Genomic DNA, 15,820 nt, shown 5'->3' with positions numbered 1-15,820 from the left:
ATGACGACGCCTTCGCCCCTGCACGACGCGCCGCTTCTCGACATCCGCGACCTGCGCACCCAGTTCGGCTTCGGGCCCGCCACCGTCAACGCGGTGCAGGGCGTGGACCTGCGGATCGCGCCCGGGGAAATCGTCGGGCTGGTCGGCGAGTCCGGCTCCGGCAAATCCGTGCTGGCCCTCTCCATCATGCGGCTCATCCAGAAGCCCGGCCGGATCGCCGGAGGGAAGATCCTGTTCGACGGGCGCGACGTGCTCGCCATGTCGGCCCGCGACCTCGGCCGCTGGCGCGGACGCGATATCGGCATCATCTTCCAGCAGCCCCAGGGCTGCCTGAACCCGGTGCGCCGCATCGGCTGGCAGGTCGCCGAGCCGCTGCGCCAACAGGAGCGCCTGAGCCGGAAAGGCGCGTGGGACGGCGCCGTCGCCCTGCTCCGCTCGGTCGGCATCCCAGCGCCGGAGCAGAAGGCGCTCGCCTATCCGCACCAGCTCTCGGGCGGCCAGGCCCAGCGCGTCATGATCGCAATCGCGCTGGCGCTCAGGCCGCGGCTGCTGATCGCCGACGAGCCGACGACGGCGCTGGATGTGACCATCCAGGCCCAGATCCTGGAGCTACTGCGCGACAGCTGCCGCCACGCCGGCACATCGCTTCTGCTGGTGACGCACGATCTCGGCGTCGTCGCGAGGCTCGCCGACCGGGTGGCGGTCATGTATGCCGGGCGGATCGTGGAGGATGGCCCGGTCGCGACGATGCTGGACCACCCGGCCCATCCCTACGCGCGCGGCCTGCTGCGGGCCGCGCCGCGGCTCGGGCAGTCGGTCGGCGAGCGGCTGCAGGACATTCCGGGCGGCATCCCGGATCTCAGCCGCCCCACGGCGGGCTGCGCCTTCGCGCCGCGCTGTGGCCGCCGCGCCAGCCTCGCTCTCGCGCGCTGCCGCGAGGAGATGCCGCCGCTCGACCCGGTGGCTCCGGGCCATCGGCTGCGATGCTGGGCGGCGCCGGATGCGACGGGAGACGGACCGTGAGCATTCCACCCCTCCTCCAGGTCGACGGCCTGCATGTCCGCTATCCCGTCCGGAAGGGCCTGTTCGGCGGCGTCGTGGGGACCATCAACGCCGTCGATGGCGTGAGCCTGACGCTGGCCCGCGCCGAGACGCTGGCGCTGGTCGGGGAATCCGGCTGCGGCAAGAGCACGCTGGGTCGGACCGTGATCGCCCTGCAGCGGCCGAGCGCAGGCACGGTCCTGTTCCGCAACCAGGACCTCTTCGCCCTGTCGCCGGACCAGCTCAAGCGGCAGCGGCGCCATGCCCAGCTCATCTTCCAGAACCCCAGGACCTGCTTCGATCCACGCCGCACGGTCGGCGCCTCGGTCAGGATGGCTCTCGACATCCAGGAGATGCTGGATCGGCATGAGCGGGACGAGGCCGTGGCCGACATCTTTCACAAGGTCGGGCTGAGGCCCGAGCACCGCTTCCGCTTCCCGCACGAGCTCTCGGGCGGCCAGCTGCAGCGGATCGGCATCGCCCGTGCGCTGATCCTGAAGCCCAGCCTCATCGTCTGCGACGAGCCGGTCTCGGCGCTCGACGTCTCCGTGCAGGCGCAGATCCTGAACCTGCTGCGCGACCTGCGGGCCGAATTCGAGCTGGCGCTGCTGTTCGTGTCCCACAATCTCGCCGTGGTCGAGTACATCGCCGACCGCGTCGCGGTCATGTACTACGGCCGCATCGTGGAGATGGCCCCGGCGAAGCAGCTGTTCCGGGCCCCTCGCCACCCTTACACCAAGGCGCTGCTCGCCGCCGTCCCGTCGCTCGACCTCGCCCGCCGCGACGACCCGGTACCACGGCTCGGCGACCCGCCCGATCCGGCCCGCCTTCCCAGCGGCTGCCGCTTCCGCAATCGCTGCCCGATCGCCCTCCCCCGCTGTTCCGAGCACGAGCCAGCGCTGGCCGGCGTCGATGACGGGCATGCCGTCGCCTGCTGGGCGGCGGAGGGCGCGGCCGTCCCGAAGCGCGCCCTGGCAGGCGGCTGAACCACACTCCGGAAGAAGCGAAAGAGAGACCGTGTCATGACCGAATGGCTCGATGCCGCGCTCGCCTATGCCGGCCGCTGGATGGACTATCAGATGAAGGCGGCCGAGCAGCCCGGCTGCGTTGTCGCGGTGGCAAAAGGCGGGACTGTCTTGTGGGAGCGCGCCTTCGGCGTCGCCGACCTCAGGACCGGCGAGGCGCTGACCGCGGCCCACCGCTTCCGCGTCGCCTCCCACTCCAAGACCTTCACCGCCGCCGGAATCATGAAGCTGCATGAGGCCGGTTGCCTCCATCTGGACGACAGGATCGGGACCCATGTGCCGGGCCTGCATGCGCTGGTGGCGGAGACCACCATCGCCCAGCTGCTCGCCCATGCCTCCGGGACGATGCGCGACGGGACCCGGTCCCCGCACTGGCAGGTCCGCGCCCCCTTCTTCGACGAGGCGGCGCTTCGGGCCGAGCTTGCGCGTCCGCTCGCCATAGACGCCAACAGCCGCTTCAAATACTCCAATCTCGGCTTCGGCCTCCTGGGCCTCGCCATCGAGGCGATCACGGGCGAACCTTACGCGCGCTGGATCACGCGCGAGGTCGTCGGGGCCTCGGAGCTGGCGAGCACTGCCCCGGACATGCCTCTCGCAGCCGGCACGCCCCTGGCGGCGGGGCATAGCGGCCGCATGCCCTTCGGCCGAGGCGCGATCACCGGCGACCAGCCCACCTTCGCCCTTGCCGCGGCGACCGGCTTCGTCAGCACGGCCGGGGACCTCGCCCGCTTCTTCGCCAGCCTCGACCCGGCAGCCGGGTCGAGCGTGCTTTCGGTCGCCAGCCGGCGCGAGATGACGCGCCCCCATTGGGAGGTGCCGCATCAGTCGGAGTCCCGGCATTACGGGCTGGGCACCACGATCGGCCGGGTCGACGGCCATGTGCTGGTCGGCCATGGCGGCGCCTTCCCCGGCTTCATCAGCCGCTCGGCTATGGTGCCGGACTGGGGCATCGGCCTCTCCGTCCTCACCAACGCCATCGACGGCCCGGCCCATGCCTGGCTGGACGGGATCGTCTCGATCCTTCACCGGTTCGCCGGCCATGGGGCTCCATCACCCGCGGTCGCCGGCTGGGCCGGGCGCTGGTGGAGTCTCTGGCGCGCCATCGACCTCGTCCCGATGGGCGACCTGGTGCTGGCCGCCGATCCCGCGGGGCTCAAGCCCTTCGCCGACGCCACGGAGATCGAGGCCACCGGGCCGGACCGGGGCCGCATCACGCTCGCCAACGGCTTTGCCAGCCATGGCGAGACCGTCGAGCGCGGTTTCGATGCCTCGGGCACGGCCGGCCGCCTGTTCCTCGGCGGCAGCGAATGGGTGGCCGATCCGAAGGATCTCGCCGTGTCCTACCAGAAGCCCGTCTAGCCCCGGCGCACGAGATCCCGTCAACGGGCCGCGGCACAGGCCCATCCGCTCGAACCCTGGTTTCCCCGTCTGCAAAGGCCCCGACATGCCGGTCATCAACCGCATCGACAGCTACAAGGACGAACTGACCGCCATCCGGCGGGATCTGCACCAGCATCCGGAGATCGGCTTCGAGGAGGTCCGCACCTCCGGCATCGTCGCCGCAAAGCTGGAGGCCTGGGGCATCGAGGTGCATCGCGGCCTGGGCATGACCGGGGTCGTCGGCGTGATCGAAGGCCGCCGCGGGCCGGGCCGCGCCGTCGGGTTGCGGGCCGATATGGACGCCTTGCCGATGGAGGAGCGCACCAATCTGACCTACGCCTCGAAGATCCCCGGGCGCTTCCACGGCTGCGGCCATGACGGTCACACGACGATGCTGCTGGGGGCCGCGCGCTACCTGGCCGAGACTCGCGACTTCGCCGGCACCGCCGTCCTGATCTTCCAGCCGGGCGAGGAAGGCTGCGGCGGCGCCCGCGCGATGCTGGCCGACGGGCTGTTCCGGCGCTTCCCCTGCGACGAGATCTACGGCCTCCACAACGCGCCCGCCGATGAGCCCTATCGCATCGGCATCAAGCCTGGACCAGCCATGGCGGGCGCCGATTTCTTCGACTTCCGGATCCGCGGGCGCGGCAGCCATGGCGCCATGCCCGAGCATTCGCGCGACCCGATCATCGTCGCCACCGCGCTGGTTCAGTCGCTGCAATCGGTCGTCAGCCGCAACGTCAGTCCGCTCAAGCAGGCCGTGCTTTCGGTCACCCAGATCCACGCGGGCAGCGCCTACAACATCGTGCCGGAGGAGGCCGTCGTCTCCGGCACGGTCCGGTTCCTGGACCGGGAGGTCAATGAGCTCGTGCGCCAGCGGATGCGCGCCATCGCGGCGGGCACCGCCGCCGCCTTCGAGGTCGAGATCGAATGCGACATTCGCAACGTGTTCGACGTCCTGGTGAATACCGAAGATCTGGTCGAGGGCTATCTCGAAGCGGCCCGCGACATCGTCGGGCCGGACCAAGCCTATCTGAAGACGGCGCCGGTGATGGGCAGCGAGGACTTTGCCGACATGCTGCACGCGACGCCGGGCGTCTACTGCACCATCGGCCATGCGGGTTCGGTGCCGGTGCACAATTCCGGCTTCGTGCTGGATGACGGCATCCTGCCGGTCGGCGCGAGCCTGCTGGCGCGAATCGTGGAGAGACGCCTCGCCGCGGCATGAGAGACTGAGTCGCCCGGCCTCGAGTTGCCCTCGCTTGTCGCATCGGTCGTCAGGCATGCGGAACGAGCTGCCCGAGATCCGAATGCCAAATCAAAATCCAATCCAATCTGTGCCAAATATCGGGACAGGGTGGGACTGTTTGGCCATGGCACCGGTGCAGCCTGGTGACCGAAGCATCCTGCTCTCGAGACCAATATTCACTCGCCCTACCGTTCCCGGGGCAGTGAGCCCTGGCTGCGCCAGCTCGGATTAGGCAGAAGAGCGCCATATGCGGTCATCGAATAGTCTCGCCGACAGCGGACATTGACCGAACCCACAGAATACCGGCGCTTTCGGCCGACCGAGCTGGACCAGAGCACCCCAAGTCGGCCGCAGAACGGTGGTGGTCTGAGTCCAAAAAGAGCGGCCCGGCGGCAGGCGAGGCTTCAGCTCGTGTGGCCCGGCCGTAGGCGCTGCCCGGGCAGGCGCAGCGCCTTGAGTTCGTGGCCGCCTCAGGGGGACGAGGGTCCGGGCGCTTGTCGCCATCGACGTCGAGATAGACGCCCTGGCGGCCGTCGCCGAAGTCGATCACCCGCAGTTCGCCCGCCGCGCCGGTGAGGCCGCCGGTGCCGAAGCTGAAGGCGGTGGCGCCAGTGGCATCGTTGCCGTCGGGATCGATACCGGAGAGCTCGGTCCTGTCGCCACTGGCGAAGTCGACGATGGCGTCCTTGCCGGTCGACGCCACCGTGCTCTCGGCTATGGTGCTGCAGATGAAGGTGCCGTTACCGGCGCCGCGTCTTCAGCACGTCGGCCCCGCCGGCGATGACATCGTTGCCCGCGACGCCGCAGAGGGTGTTGTTGCCGGCGTCGCCGGCGAGATCGTCGGCGAAGGCGGAGGCGACCACCTGCTCTACCCAGGTCAGGGTGTCGCCCTCGCCGTCGCCGCCGGCGGTCTGGAGGCTGATGGGCAAGGTTGCCCCGAACCGCTCTCGGATGCGGTGTCGATGCCGGCGCCGCCGATGACAGTGTCGGCCGCGCGGTCACGGTCTCAACAATCCATGGGCAACCGGCGCGCGGCCTTGATCGAGAATCAGGCTGCCTCGGCCATCCACTGCACCGCATCCGCTCCCGCCGGAATCCTGAGCGGCGCATTCGCATCCGTGGCCGCCCGCCAGACTGCCTCCGCCACATCGCCGGCATGCGTGACCGGGCCGCTATCCTCGCGGAAATTGGCGATCATCCCTTCGATCAGCGGCTTGTAGTCCGGATTGTCGAGTCCGCGCAGGTGCGGCATCGCGTTCTCACCAAACTGGGTTTCGGGCGAACGGCCGGGGAGCACGATATGCACGCGCACGCCGAACGGCTCCATCTCGACCGCCAAGCTTTCGGTGAGCGCATTTACCGCCGCCTTGCTCGCGCGATAGACGCTGACGAGCGGCAGGGGCTTGAGGGTCACCGTGGATGTGACGTTGACGATCACGCCCGCCCGGCGCTCGCGGAACTTGGGCAGCACCGCCTGCAGCGTGGCCAGCGTGCCCAGCGTGTTCGTCTCGAACAACTGGCGTGCCGTCTCTGGCTTGATCAGTTCGACCGGCACCGCTGCCCCGAACCCGGCATTGTTGACCAGCACGTCGATCTCACCGGCCTGTTCCATTGCGCTGGCGATGCTCGCCGGATCGGTGACGTCGAGCCGCAGGACGACGAGATTGTCGGACGCCGGCAGGATGTCGGCCTTGGGGTTGCGCATGGTGGCAATCACCTTCCAGCCACGCTCAAGGAACAATTTCGCGGTTTCGAGGCCGAAGCCCGAGGAACAGCCGGTGATGACGACGCTGGGCATGACATTGCTCCGGAATTGTCGAAGGCGATCCGGAGATGGCTCTCGTGCGTGATACCTTCCATGGGTGAACGTCTCGAATCAATTGGCGATAGTCCAGATATGACGGTCGATCCGCTTGCCGAGATCGTGACCCTGCTCCAGCCATCGGCCAGCTTCTCAAAGCTCGTCGACTATGCCGGGCGCTGGCGCATCCGCCGCGATGTCGAGGGCAAGCCCGTCTACTTCGCGGTTCTGGAAGGCGAGTGCCGCGTGGTCGGCGCGAGCCAGCCGCCGATCATCGTAAGCGCCGGTGATTTCGTGCTGTCGCCGTCGACCAATGATCAGGTCATCGAGAGCATCGACGCGCCGCCTCATGGGATAGACATGCTGCCGGTCGAGCTTGGCGAAGGGCGCTTCCGGGTCGGCCGGCCGGACGCGCCGATCAACCTCAGGATGCAGGTCGGGTTGTGCAGCTTCGCATCTCCCGATGCCACCCTCCTCGTATCCTTGCTCCCGACGATGGTGGTGGCGCGCGGCGAGCCGCGGCTTGCGACGCTTATGCAACTGGTCGGCGACGAGACCCGCCGATCACGGCCCGGGCGTGCACTGGTGCTCGAACGCCTGTTGGAGGTGCTGCTGATCGAGGCGCTGCGCTGCGGTGCCGACGCGGGTTCGGTACCGAGCCTGGCGCGCGGGCTCTCCGACAATCGCCTGGTTGCCGCCTTGCGGGCAATGCACGCGAAGCCGGCTCATGGCTGGACGGTCGCCGGCCTCGCTGCCGAAGCCGCGATGTCGCGCTCCGCCTTCTTCGCCCGATTCAGCCGCATCGTCGGACTGCCGCCGATGGAATATCTGCTCGCCTGGCGCATGGCGCTCGCCAAACGCCTGCTGCGCACGCACGAGTTCGCGATTTCGCAGGTCGCGGTCCGCGTCGGCTATGGGTCGGCGAGCACATTCAGCACTGCCTTTACCCGGCACGTGGGCATGCCGCCGGCGCGCTATGCGCGGGATGGAACGGCCAGTTAGCGCGTCGAGAGGATCACTTTTTATCTTGCCTGGTGCGACCCCGGGCTGCGGATTGGCCTCAGCAGCCGGGCTCGGCGGCAATCCGGAATTTGCGCCGACTTTGTTCGCCTTCAGCGCCAGCGCGAGCATTGCGTGGGCGTTGGTGTCGTGGATCCTGAAGTCATCACCGGTGTCATGGTGACCTCGCCAGCCGGCCTCTTGCTTTTGGGTCCCATATCGCACTTCGAACAATCCATGCGGGGAAGTCACGGATCATCGCTGCTAGCGCGGTTCCCGGGATGGACATTGTCCGATTCGGCCCGATGGGCCGGTGCGGCCCGGCTGGAGGGCGCCAAAAAGGAGACGTCGCGCCAGCGTCTCAACAGCAGACATTGGTTAACTCGTTTATCTTTATGAAGGAAACGAAGTTCGGATCTTCCGAAGCTCCCCAAAGGAGACGGGTGCTGCGGTCACGGTAGCATTCGGCAGGGGCCGCATCGCCGCTGGTGGCCGCGGATGGGAAGCCGCGGCCCGGCAGCCGGCGTCCGGCACCGCCCGGTCGTTCAGAATTCGTGCTTCCAGCGCGCCCGTGCCTGCAGCACCAGGGCCGTGCCCTGGTCGCCGGTGATGGTGGTGCTGATGCGGGCGCCCAGGCCGCTGGCAAGGCTCTCGATCGTCATCGCCTCGGCGTCCAGCCCAGGCCGCCGGCGCCGTCCTGAAGCCGTCCGGGCGCAGCCATGATCTGCTCCGGCCCACGCCCTCAGGCTGTCGCCTCCGCCCCGGCCGCCGTGGCCCAGCGCGGCGATGCGCGGGCTGCCGAGCCGGCAACATGGTGGACGAAGGCGAAACCGACCTCTTCGCCATGACGCTATGACCGGGCACGCTCAAAACAGACGTCGCCGCCATCGGCGCGCGCTGCTGCGAACAGCGCTATCCGAGTCAGCCTTGACCGACTTCAATCCACAATCTCGAGCACGATCGGTTCACAGGAACGATGTCGCCACGGCCGGGAGCTCCTCGAGGGCATGCGCCGCGAAGTCGAGCGCGCGCTGCACGGCCGCGCGCGACGCCGGCCCGCCCAGGCAGATGCGGACCGCCTCCGGCGGGTTGCCGGTCACGGTGAAGGGGTCGCTGGCGACCACGCCGATCCCGGTGGTCCGCATGTGCCCAATGAACGCCGAACGCGTCCAGCCCTCCGGCAGCGGAACCCAGATGTTGAAGCTGACCGGATCGCCCCGGAAGCTTCCCGGCGGCAGGGCCTGGCGCGCGATCGCCTGGCGCGCCGCGGCCTCCATGCGGATGAAGCGCAGCAGGCTGTCGGCCGTGCCGTCCTCGATCCAGCGCGTCGCCAGCGCGACGGTCAGCGGAGAGGCCATCACGGTGGCCGAGCGCACCGCCGCGGCGAAGGCCCAGCCGGACCGCGCGTCGGGGGCCACGACATAGGCCACGCGCATGCCGGCGCCGATGCATTTGGCCAGCCCCGCCACGTACCAGGTGATGTCGGGCGCGACCGACGCCAGCGGCCCCGGCGCATGGGACGGGATGAAGCCATAGGCATCGTCCTCGACGATCGGGACGCCCCAGCGCCGCGCGATCGCGGCGATTGTCTCGCGCCGCTTCTGCGACATGGTCAGCGTGGTCGGGTTCTGCAGGGTCGGGTTGAGATAGAGCGCCTTGGGCGACAGTTTCGAACAGGCGGCGGAGAACGCATCCGGATCGATGCCCTCGTCATCCATGGGCAGGCCGACCAGCGACAGGTTGAGCTGCGCGGCGATCGAGCGGATGCCGGGATAGGTGATGGCTTCGCTCAGCACCACCTGGCCGGGCTTGGCCAGGATGCCGAGGATGCCGAGCAGGGCGGGATGCGCCCCGGGCGTGATGAAGATGCGTTCCTGCGCCGGAACCAGCCCGCGGCGGCTGAGCCAGAGGGACGCCGCCTCCTTGTCGATCGGGCCGCCGCCGAAGCCCTGGTACCGCATCAGCGACACCAGGTCCCGCCCGACCATCTCCAGCCCGGCCTGCATGCGCTCGATCAACTGCGGGTCGTCGGGCTCCGGCGGCAGGTTCATCGAGAGATCGACCGCATCGGGCCGGGGCCGTGATGCAGGGGCCGGGACCGCCCTGGCCTTCGGCCCGCTCTGCACGAAGGTGCCCTGGCCCTGGCGGGATTCGATGAGCCCGCGCTTCTGGGCCTCGACATAGCCCCGCGCCACCGTGGTGAAGTCGACACCCAGCCGTTCCGCCAGCTTGCGCTGCGGCGGCAGGCGGTCGCCGGTCACCAGCTTGCCGGACTGGATGTCGGCGGCGATCCGGTCGGCGAGGGCGAGATAGCGGGGCCGGTCGGAGATCGAGAGGTCGGGGGTCCAGTCGTACATCATGCGCGATCGTTGATGAAGGCAGGTTGACTGTATCGTGTTGTCTGCACCGCCGCCACGGCGACGTCGCGAAATTGCCTCATATTATTGACTGCATTTTTGTATGCACATCCCATCTTGATTGCTTTCTGCGACAAGCTAATTTTCGGCCGGGTTGCTCGGAAGATTTCCATTTCATGGAATCAAAATGGGCAGAATCTTGCTCAATCGACAGGCAGAATGACTGTATAATTGAATGCATATAGATCGCGGCAAAATGCGCAAGCGAGGGAATCCAATGACTGGCATATTGCTTGCATCAACTGTCTCCGACGCTGCGGTCGCTGCCGCAGTCCAATCCCGCTTCGGAGAGGTGAGCCATGCCAGCCGTGACCAAGCCCGCGAACCAGAAGGGTGATTTCCTCGTCGATTACGAAACCAAGGTGTTCGAGGACGTCAAAGCCGCCCCGGGCGAGAAGGCTCTCGTCACCTTCCACACCGTCGCCTTCGAAGGCTCGATCGGTCTCGTCAATCTCCTCCAGGCCTCCCGCCTCATCCAGAAGGGGTTCGAGACCTCGGTTCTGCTCTACGGCCCGGGCGTGACTCTCGGCGTCCAGCGCGGCTTTCCCAAGCTCGGCGACGACGCCTTCCCCGGGCATCTCAACTTCAACAACCGCATCGAGAAGATCATGACCGACGGCGGCAAGGTCTATGCCTGCCGCTTCGCCCTGCAGGCGCTGTACGGACATGGCGAAGGCGCGCTCATCCCCGGGGTGATCCCGATCAACCCGCTCGACGTCCTCGACATCGTCCTCCTGCACCGCAGGGACAACGCCTTCATCCTCGACACCTGGACGCTTTGAGCCGCGGACCGATGCGGCCGGCCCCGCGGCCGCATCGGTCATAGGAAAGACAGCCGCAATGGTTGAGACAGCCACGGTCCGCGTCGCCGCGGTCCAGATCGCCCCCGACCTGACCTCGCGCGAAAAGACGATGGCCAAGGTCCTGAACGCGATCGCCGACGCCGCGGACAAGGGGGCCGAACTGCTCGTCTTTCCCGAGACGTTCGTGCCCTGGTACCCCTATTTCTCCTTCGTGCTGCCGCCGGTCCTCACGGGACGCGAGCATCTGCGCCTCTACGAAGAGGCGGTCGTCGTGCCGGGGCCGGAGACCGAGGCGGTCGGCACGGCCGCGCGCCGGCACGGCATGGTGATCGTGCTCGGCGTCAACGAACGCGACCACGGCACGCTCTACAACACCCAGCTCGTGTTCGATGCCGACGGGACGCTGAAGCTCCGGCGCCGGAAGATCACGCCGACCTTCCACGAGCGCATGATCTGGGGCCAGGGCGACGGCGCTGGCCTGCAGGTGGTCGAGACCGCCGTCGGCCGTGTCGGCGCGCTGGCCTGCTGGGAGCACTACAATCCCCTCGCCCGCTACGCGCTGATGGCACAGCACGAGGAAATCCACGTCGCGCAGTTCCCCGGCTCCCTGGTCGGCCCGATCTTCGCCGACCAGATCGAGGTGACCATCCGCCACCACGCGCTCGAAAGCGGCTGCTTCGTCGTCAACGCCACGGGGTGGCTGACGGAGGAGCAGATCGCCTCGGTGACGCCCGACCCACAGCTGCAGAAGGCGCTGCGGGGCGGCTGCATGACCGCGATCATCGCCCCCGAGGGCAACCACGTCGTGCCGCCGCTGACGACCGGCGAAGGGCTGCTCGTCGCCGATCTCGACATGGCGCTGATCACCAAGCGCAAGCGGATGATGGATTCGGTCGGCCACTACGCCCGCCCCGAGCTGCTCAGCCTCACCCTCGACAGCCGTCCGGCCCTTCCCCTGCGGGAAGCGGCCGCCGCCCTTGCCGCCCCCTTCGTCCCCGGGAGACCCGATGATGAGACAGATGACGCCGGCCGCGCTCAGGACGGAAGAGCTGATCAACGAGCTGCAATCCTTCGGCGCTAGGCTGGTCGACCCGAGGGCCGGCACCGAAAGCCGCCGCGGCGGCGCCGGCCCGTCGGACCACAAGGCGATGACCGTCGACGGCATGACCGTGATGGTGCCGGTCCACACCGCGCCGGCCTTCGCCAGCCCGTATCTGATCGAGCAGCCATCCCCCGACGGCCGCAGCCGCGTCCTGCGCGACGGGCTGCCGGTCGGCGACGTCTCCTTCGCTCCGCGCCCCAAATTCTACGATCGGGTGACGGCAGACGGCATTCCCTATTCGAAGATCGCCGTGCTGCACGGGCGCGACGTGCTGGCCACCACCGTGCTGCAGACCTGCATCCGGTACCAGAGCCGGACCAAGACCTGCCAGTTCTGCGCCATCGGCCAGTCGCTCGCCGCCGGCCGCACGATCGAGCGCAAGACGCCGGCCCAGCTGGCGGAGGTCGCCAAGGCCGCGGTCGAGCTCGACGGCGTCAAGCACATGGTGATGACGACCGGCACCCCGCCCGGCCGGGATCGCGGTGCGGCGATCCTGGCGGAAAGCGCCGCGGCGGTGAAGGCCGCGGTGGACCTGCCGATCCAGGTGCAGTGCGAGCCGCCGGACGACGATGCCTGGTTCGGCCGCATGTCCGACGCCGGCGCCGATGCCCTGGGCATGCATCTCGAAGCGGTCACCGAAGACGTGCGCCGTCGCATCATGCCCAGCAAGGCGCAGATCCCGGTCGAGCGCTACATCACGGCGTTCCAGGCCGCCGTCCCGGTCTTCGGCCGTGGCCAGGTCTCGACCTACATCCTCGCCGGCCTCGGCGACACGCGCGACGAGATCCTCGGCACCTGCCAGCGCCTGGTCGATATCGGCGTCTATCCCTTCGTCGTGCCCTTCGTGCCGATCTCCGGCACGCCGCTGGAAAGCCATCCGCCGCCCTCCTCCGGCTTCATGAGCTCCATTCTCGGCCCGCTGGCCGGAATGCTGATCGCGGGCGGGCTGAAATCGGTCGACGTCAAGGCCGGCTGCGCCAAATGCGGCGCCTGCTCCGCCCTGTCCACCTATGAGCGCGGCCAGGCGGCGCAGGGAGCCGGGGCATGATCATCGAGCTGGGGAAGCCCTTCATCGCCAGCGAGTACCAGGTCAAATACGCCACCACGGCCTGGGAACGACGGGGCGCCGCTGCCCTGCGGCGGGCGGTGTTCTGCGAGGAGCAGGGCCTGTTCGCCGGCGACGACCGCGACGCCATAGACGAGATCGCGACGCCGATCGTCGCCCTGTCCCTGCTGGGCATCGCCGCCGATGCGGTGGTGGGCACGGTGCGCATCCATGAGGCGGAGCCCGGCCTGTGGTGGGGCTCGCGCCTGGCCGTGGCCGAGGGCCATCGCAAGGTCGGCGCGCTCGGCGCCTCGCTGATCCGGCTCGCTGTCGCTTCGGCCCATGCGCGCGGCGCCATCCGCTTCCTCGCCCATGTGCAGAGCCAGAACGCACCGCTGTTCCAGCGCCTGCACTGGCGGACGCTCGACATCGTCGACCTGCACGGCCGCCCGCACCACCGGATGCAGGCGGACCTCGACTTCTATCCGCCGTTCCGGACGCCGGATGCGGGGTTCCTGGCCTTGAGGAAGGCGGCATGACGGCGGACAGCCTCGACCTGTCCCGCCTCGCCGGGACGCTGCGGGCGAGCCGCGGCATCGCCGCCAAGGCCGAGATCGCGACCGCCGCGGCCCGGCTCGGCCTGTCCGGCACATCCGCGACGCCGGTCGGCGACGACTGTGCCGCCATCCCGGACGGCGACGGATTCACCCTGCTGGCGATCGAAGGCTTCATGAACGCCTTCGTCGCCGGCGATCCCTGGTTCGCCGGCTGGTGCGGCGTGATGGTGAACATCTCCGACGTCGCGGCGATGGGCGGGCGTCCGGTCGCCGTGGTCGACGCGCTGTGGGCCGATGGCGCGGAGAGCGCCGGCGCGATCTTCGACGGGATGCGGGCGGCCGCTGAGCGCTTCGGCGTCCCCATCGTCGGCGGCCACACCAATCTCGGCACCGACCGCAGCCAGCTTTCGGTGGCCATTCTCGGCAAGGCGAAGACGCTGCTGACCAGCTTCGATGCCCGGCCCGGCGACCGGCTGCTGGCGGCCATCGATCTGCGCGGCCGCTACCGTGAGCCGTTCTCGAACTGGGAGGCGGCGACCGACGCGCCGGCCGGGCGGCTGCGCGGCGACCTGGAATTGCTGCCGATGATCGCCGAGGCCGGGTTGTCCCGCGCCGCCAAGGACATCAGCCAGGGCGGCATCGTCGGCACCGCCGCGATGCTGGCCGAATGCTCGGGCGTGGCAATCGACATCGACGTGACGGCGGTGCCGCGGCCGGACGGCGTGCCGCTCGACCGCTGGCTGATGACCTTCCCCAGCTTCGGCTATTTGATCGCCGCACCGACCGAGACTGCCGGACCGATCCTGGGGCTGTTCGCTGCGCGCGGCATCGCCGCCGCCGATATCGGCACGATCCGGGCGGGCAGCGCGGTGACGATCACCGACGGCACGACAACCGAGCTGATCTGGGATCCGGCGGACAGGCCCCTGCTCGGCTTTTGCCGGGCGGAGCTCGTTGCATGACCCGTCCGCTGCGCATCGCCATCCTGGCGCATTCGACCAATCCGCGCGGCGGCGTGGCGCATGCGCTGGCCGTCGCCGAAGCCTTTACGCGCCTCGGCCATGACGCCGTGGTCCATGCCCCCGACGTCACCGGCGCCGGCTTCTTCCGGCCTGCACTGTGCAGGACGATCCCGATCCCGGCCTCCCCCGTCGGCCCGGCACTGCACGATCTCGTCGAGACGCGGATAGCGGAGTACATCAGGTATTTCGAGGATCCGGCGCATCGCCGCTTCGACATCTTCCATGCCCAGGACGGGATCTCCGGCAACGCGCTGGCAAGCCTGAAGCAGCGCGGGCTGATCCCCGCCTTCGTGCGCACCGTCCACCATATCGACAGCTTCACCGATGACCGGATCGCTACCCTGCAGACCCGCTCCATCGTCGAAGCCGACCGGTGCTTCGTCGTCAGCCGGCTGTGGCGCGACGTGCTGGCCCGGGACTTCCGGATCACCGCCACGCCGGTCGGCAACGGCGTCGACCGCGATGTCTTCTCCCCGACGGCCGGCCGCGAGGACCGCGACCTCAGGCAGCGCCTCCGCCTCGGCGCCGGACCGATTGTCCTGGCGGTCGGCGGCGTCGAACCGCGCAAGAACACCCTGGCCATCCTCAAGGCCTTCGGCCAGATCCTCGCCATCCATCCGGCCGCACAGCTGGTGATCGCCGGCGGCGCCTCGCTGCTCGACCACAGCGCCTATCAGACAGCCTTCCGGACCGAGCTGGAGCGGTCCGGCGATGTCGCTGCCCGGGTGATCCTGACCGGCCCTATCAACCAGAACGACATGCCGGCACTGTACCGCGCCGCCGATGCGCTGGTCTTCCCATCGGTGCAGGAAGGTTTCGGCCTGGCGGCGATCGAGGCGATCGCCTGCGGCACACCCGTCGTCACCTCTCGGATTCCGCCCTTCACCGAGCATTTCGCCCAGGGCGAGGTGGTCTGGTGCGACCCGCGCAGCCCGGGGTCGATCGCCGACGCCATGGCGCTGGCCGTCCAGCCGCATGCCCGCACAAACCTGGCCCGGCGCATCGATGCCATCCTCGCGCCCCACAGCTGGGCCCGCACCGCGGCGGCGCATCTCCCGGCCTATCGGCAGATCCGCGAGGTCGAACATGCCTGAGATGCACTTTGCCATCCGCTGGCCCGACGGCACGCGCGAGACCTGCTACTCGCCCTCGCTCGTCATCAAGGACCATCTGGCGCTCGGCGAGGCCTATCCGGTCGCCGATTTCCTCGACCGCAGCCGCACCGCGCTGACCATCGCCGGCGACCGGGTGCGGCAGAAATTCGGCTTCGACTGCCCGCGCGCCGCCGGCCAGATCGCCCGCCTCGAAGCGGCGTGCCGGCACTTCATCGACCAGCCCGGCGCGCTCGTCAGCGTCGAGTCCTTCCAGGAATAGAGGAG

At 69.0% G+C, this 15,820-nt stretch carries 16 protein-coding genes; 12 read left to right on the top strand and 4 right to left on the bottom strand.

The annotated features are described in order from the left end of the window. The 4 genes from E9232_RS19990 (at nt 1) to E9232_RS19975 (ending at nt 4,674) form a co-directional block, all read left to right on the top strand. A complete protein-coding gene (locus E9232_RS19990) occupies nt 1-1,023 on the top strand; it encodes an ABC transporter ATP-binding protein (RefSeq protein ID WP_309796756.1) in 1,023 nt (340 codons plus the stop codon). Continuing rightward, complete coding sequence (locus E9232_RS19985) at nt 1,020-2,027, top strand: ABC transporter ATP-binding protein (protein ID WP_309796755.1); 1,008 nt, start codon at nt 1,020-1,022, stop codon at nt 2,025-2,027. The genes E9232_RS19990 and E9232_RS19985 overlap by 4 nt, the downstream gene beginning before the upstream one ends. Before the next feature lie 36 nt (nt 2,028-2,063). Further along, nucleotides 2,064-3,425 (top strand): serine hydrolase domain-containing protein, encoded by a 1,362-nt coding sequence (locus E9232_RS19980; protein ID WP_309796753.1) that lies wholly within the window; start codon nt 2,064-2,066, stop codon nt 3,423-3,425. An 85-nt stretch (nt 3,426-3,510) separates the two neighbouring features. Continuing rightward, the gene (locus tag E9232_RS19975; protein WP_309796752.1) at nt 3,511-4,674 is read left to right on the top strand and encodes a M20 aminoacylase family protein; all 1,164 of its coding nucleotides are present in this window, start codon (nt 3,511-3,513) and stop codon (nt 4,672-4,674) included. Nucleotides 4,675-4,948: 274 nt separating this feature from the next. Here E9232_RS19975 and E9232_RS19970 read toward each other — a convergent pair whose 3' ends face one another. The 3 genes from E9232_RS19970 to E9232_RS19960 all read right to left on the bottom strand — a co-directional run bounded on the left by E9232_RS19970 (nt 4,949) and on the right by E9232_RS19960 (nt 6,493). Then, entirely contained in the window at nt 4,949-5,398 is a 450-nt protein-coding gene (locus tag E9232_RS19970) for a hypothetical protein (protein WP_309796749.1), read from the bottom strand. Between the two features lie 37 nt (nt 5,399-5,435). Continuing rightward, entirely contained in the window at nt 5,436-5,624 is a 189-nt protein-coding gene (locus E9232_RS19965; protein ID WP_309796748.1) for a hypothetical protein, read from the bottom strand. Nucleotides 5,625-5,743: 119 nt separating this feature from the next. Beyond that, on the bottom strand, nt 5,744-6,493 hold the full coding sequence (locus E9232_RS19960; protein WP_309796746.1) for an SDR family oxidoreductase: 750 nt from the start codon (nt 6,491-6,493) through the stop codon (nt 5,744-5,746). A 99-nt stretch (nt 6,494-6,592) separates the two neighbouring features. Between E9232_RS19960 and E9232_RS19955 the strand changes: the two genes are divergently transcribed. Continuing rightward, the gene (locus E9232_RS19955) at nt 6,593-7,498 is read left to right on the top strand and encodes an AraC family transcriptional regulator (protein WP_309796744.1); all 906 of its coding nucleotides are present in this window, start codon (nt 6,593-6,595) and stop codon (nt 7,496-7,498) included. A gap of 962 nt (nt 7,499-8,460) precedes the next feature. Here E9232_RS19955 and E9232_RS19950 read toward each other — a convergent pair. Further along, the gene (locus tag E9232_RS19950; RefSeq protein WP_309796742.1) at nt 8,461-9,855 is read right to left on the bottom strand and encodes an aminotransferase-like domain-containing protein; all 1,395 of its coding nucleotides are present in this window, start codon (nt 9,853-9,855) and stop codon (nt 8,461-8,463) included. A 356-nt stretch (nt 9,856-10,211) separates the two neighbouring features. Here E9232_RS19950 and E9232_RS19945 point away from each other — a divergent pair, with 356 nt between their 5' ends. The 7 genes from E9232_RS19945 to E9232_RS19915 are packed head-to-tail and all read left to right on the top strand — an operon-like array spanning nt 10,212 to nt 15,815. After that, nucleotides 10,212-10,694, top strand: a complete 483-nt coding sequence (locus tag E9232_RS19945) for an MSMEG_0572/Sll0783 family nitrogen starvation response protein (protein ID WP_309796740.1) — start codon at nt 10,212-10,214, stop codon at nt 10,692-10,694. 58 nt (nt 10,695-10,752) lie between these two features. Continuing rightward, a complete protein-coding gene (locus E9232_RS19940; RefSeq protein WP_309796738.1) occupies nt 10,753-11,796 on the top strand; it encodes a Nit6803 family nitrilase in 1,044 nt (347 codons plus the stop codon). Beyond that, nucleotides 11,726-12,865 (top strand): MSMEG_0568 family radical SAM protein, encoded by a 1,140-nt coding sequence (locus E9232_RS19935; RefSeq protein WP_309796736.1) that lies wholly within the window; start codon nt 11,726-11,728, stop codon nt 12,863-12,865. The genes E9232_RS19940 and E9232_RS19935 overlap by 71 nt, the downstream gene beginning before the upstream one ends. Beyond that, nucleotides 12,862-13,401 carry an MSMEG_0567/Sll0786 family nitrogen starvation N-acetyltransferase gene (locus E9232_RS19930; RefSeq protein WP_309796734.1) on the top strand — a complete coding sequence of 180 codons (540 nt, stop codon included), beginning with the start codon at nt 12,862-12,864 and terminating at the stop codon, nt 13,399-13,401. Before E9232_RS19935 ends, E9232_RS19930 begins: the two co-directional genes overlap by 4 nt. Further along, a complete protein-coding gene (locus tag E9232_RS19925; protein ID WP_309796732.1) occupies nt 13,398-14,381 on the top strand; it encodes a sll0787 family AIR synthase-like protein in 984 nt (327 codons plus the stop codon). The genes E9232_RS19930 and E9232_RS19925 overlap by 4 nt, the downstream gene beginning before the upstream one ends. Then, nucleotides 14,378-15,535, top strand: coding sequence for an MSMEG_0565 family glycosyltransferase (locus tag E9232_RS19920; RefSeq protein ID WP_309796730.1), 1,158 nt, complete (start codon nt 14,378-14,380; stop codon nt 15,533-15,535). The genes E9232_RS19925 and E9232_RS19920 overlap by 4 nt, the downstream gene beginning before the upstream one ends. Continuing rightward, nucleotides 15,528-15,815, top strand: coding sequence for an MSMEG_0570 family nitrogen starvation response protein (locus E9232_RS19915; RefSeq protein ID WP_309796728.1), 288 nt, complete (start codon nt 15,528-15,530; stop codon nt 15,813-15,815). The genes E9232_RS19920 and E9232_RS19915 overlap by 8 nt, the downstream gene beginning before the upstream one ends. The last annotated feature ends 5 nt before the right edge of the window (nt 15,816-15,820 follow it).

Source organism: Inquilinus ginsengisoli (assembly GCF_031453975.1).
In the GTDB taxonomy this organism is placed as follows: domain Bacteria; phylum Pseudomonadota; class Alphaproteobacteria; order DSM-16000; family Inquilinaceae; genus Inquilinus; species Inquilinus ginsengisoli_A.
The sequence above is the reverse complement of the archived record's forward strand: the minus strand, read 5'-3'. Positions and strand labels throughout refer to the sequence as shown.

Bases quoted from the DNA above. Each gene is read 5' to 3' on its own strand.
- E9232_RS19990 (WP_309796756.1), top strand. From the start codon at position 1: ATGACGACGCCTTCGCCCCTGCACGACGCGCCGCTTCTCGACATCCGC.
- E9232_RS19980 (WP_309796753.1), top strand. From the start codon at position 2,064: ATGACCGAATGGCTCGATGCCGCGCTCGCCTATGCCGGCCGCTGGATG.
- E9232_RS19975 (WP_309796752.1), top strand. From the start codon at position 3,511: ATGCCGGTCATCAACCGCATCGACAGCTACAAGGACGAACTGACCGCC.
- E9232_RS19960 (WP_309796746.1), bottom strand. From the start codon at position 6,493: ATGCCCAGCGTCGTCATCACCGGCTGTTCCTCGGGCTTCGGCCTCGAA.
- E9232_RS19955 (WP_309796744.1), top strand. From the start codon at position 6,593: ATGACGGTCGATCCGCTTGCCGAGATCGTGACCCTGCTCCAGCCATCG.
- E9232_RS19950 (WP_309796742.1), bottom strand. From the start codon at position 9,855: ATGATGTACGACTGGACCCCCGACCTCTCGATCTCCGACCGGCCCCGC.
- E9232_RS19945 (WP_309796740.1), top strand. From the start codon at position 10,212: ATGCCAGCCGTGACCAAGCCCGCGAACCAGAAGGGTGATTTCCTCGTC.
- E9232_RS19940 (WP_309796738.1), top strand. From the start codon at position 10,753: ATGGTTGAGACAGCCACGGTCCGCGTCGCCGCGGTCCAGATCGCCCCC.
- E9232_RS19935 (WP_309796736.1), top strand. From the start codon at position 11,726: ATGAGACAGATGACGCCGGCCGCGCTCAGGACGGAAGAGCTGATCAAC.
- E9232_RS19930 (WP_309796734.1), top strand. From the start codon at position 12,862: ATGATCATCGAGCTGGGGAAGCCCTTCATCGCCAGCGAGTACCAGGTC.
- E9232_RS19925 (WP_309796732.1), top strand. From the start codon at position 13,398: ATGACGGCGGACAGCCTCGACCTGTCCCGCCTCGCCGGGACGCTGCGG.
- E9232_RS19920 (WP_309796730.1), top strand. From the start codon at position 14,378: ATGACCCGTCCGCTGCGCATCGCCATCCTGGCGCATTCGACCAATCCG.
- E9232_RS19915 (WP_309796728.1), top strand. From the start codon at position 15,528: ATGCCTGAGATGCACTTTGCCATCCGCTGGCCCGACGGCACGCGCGAG.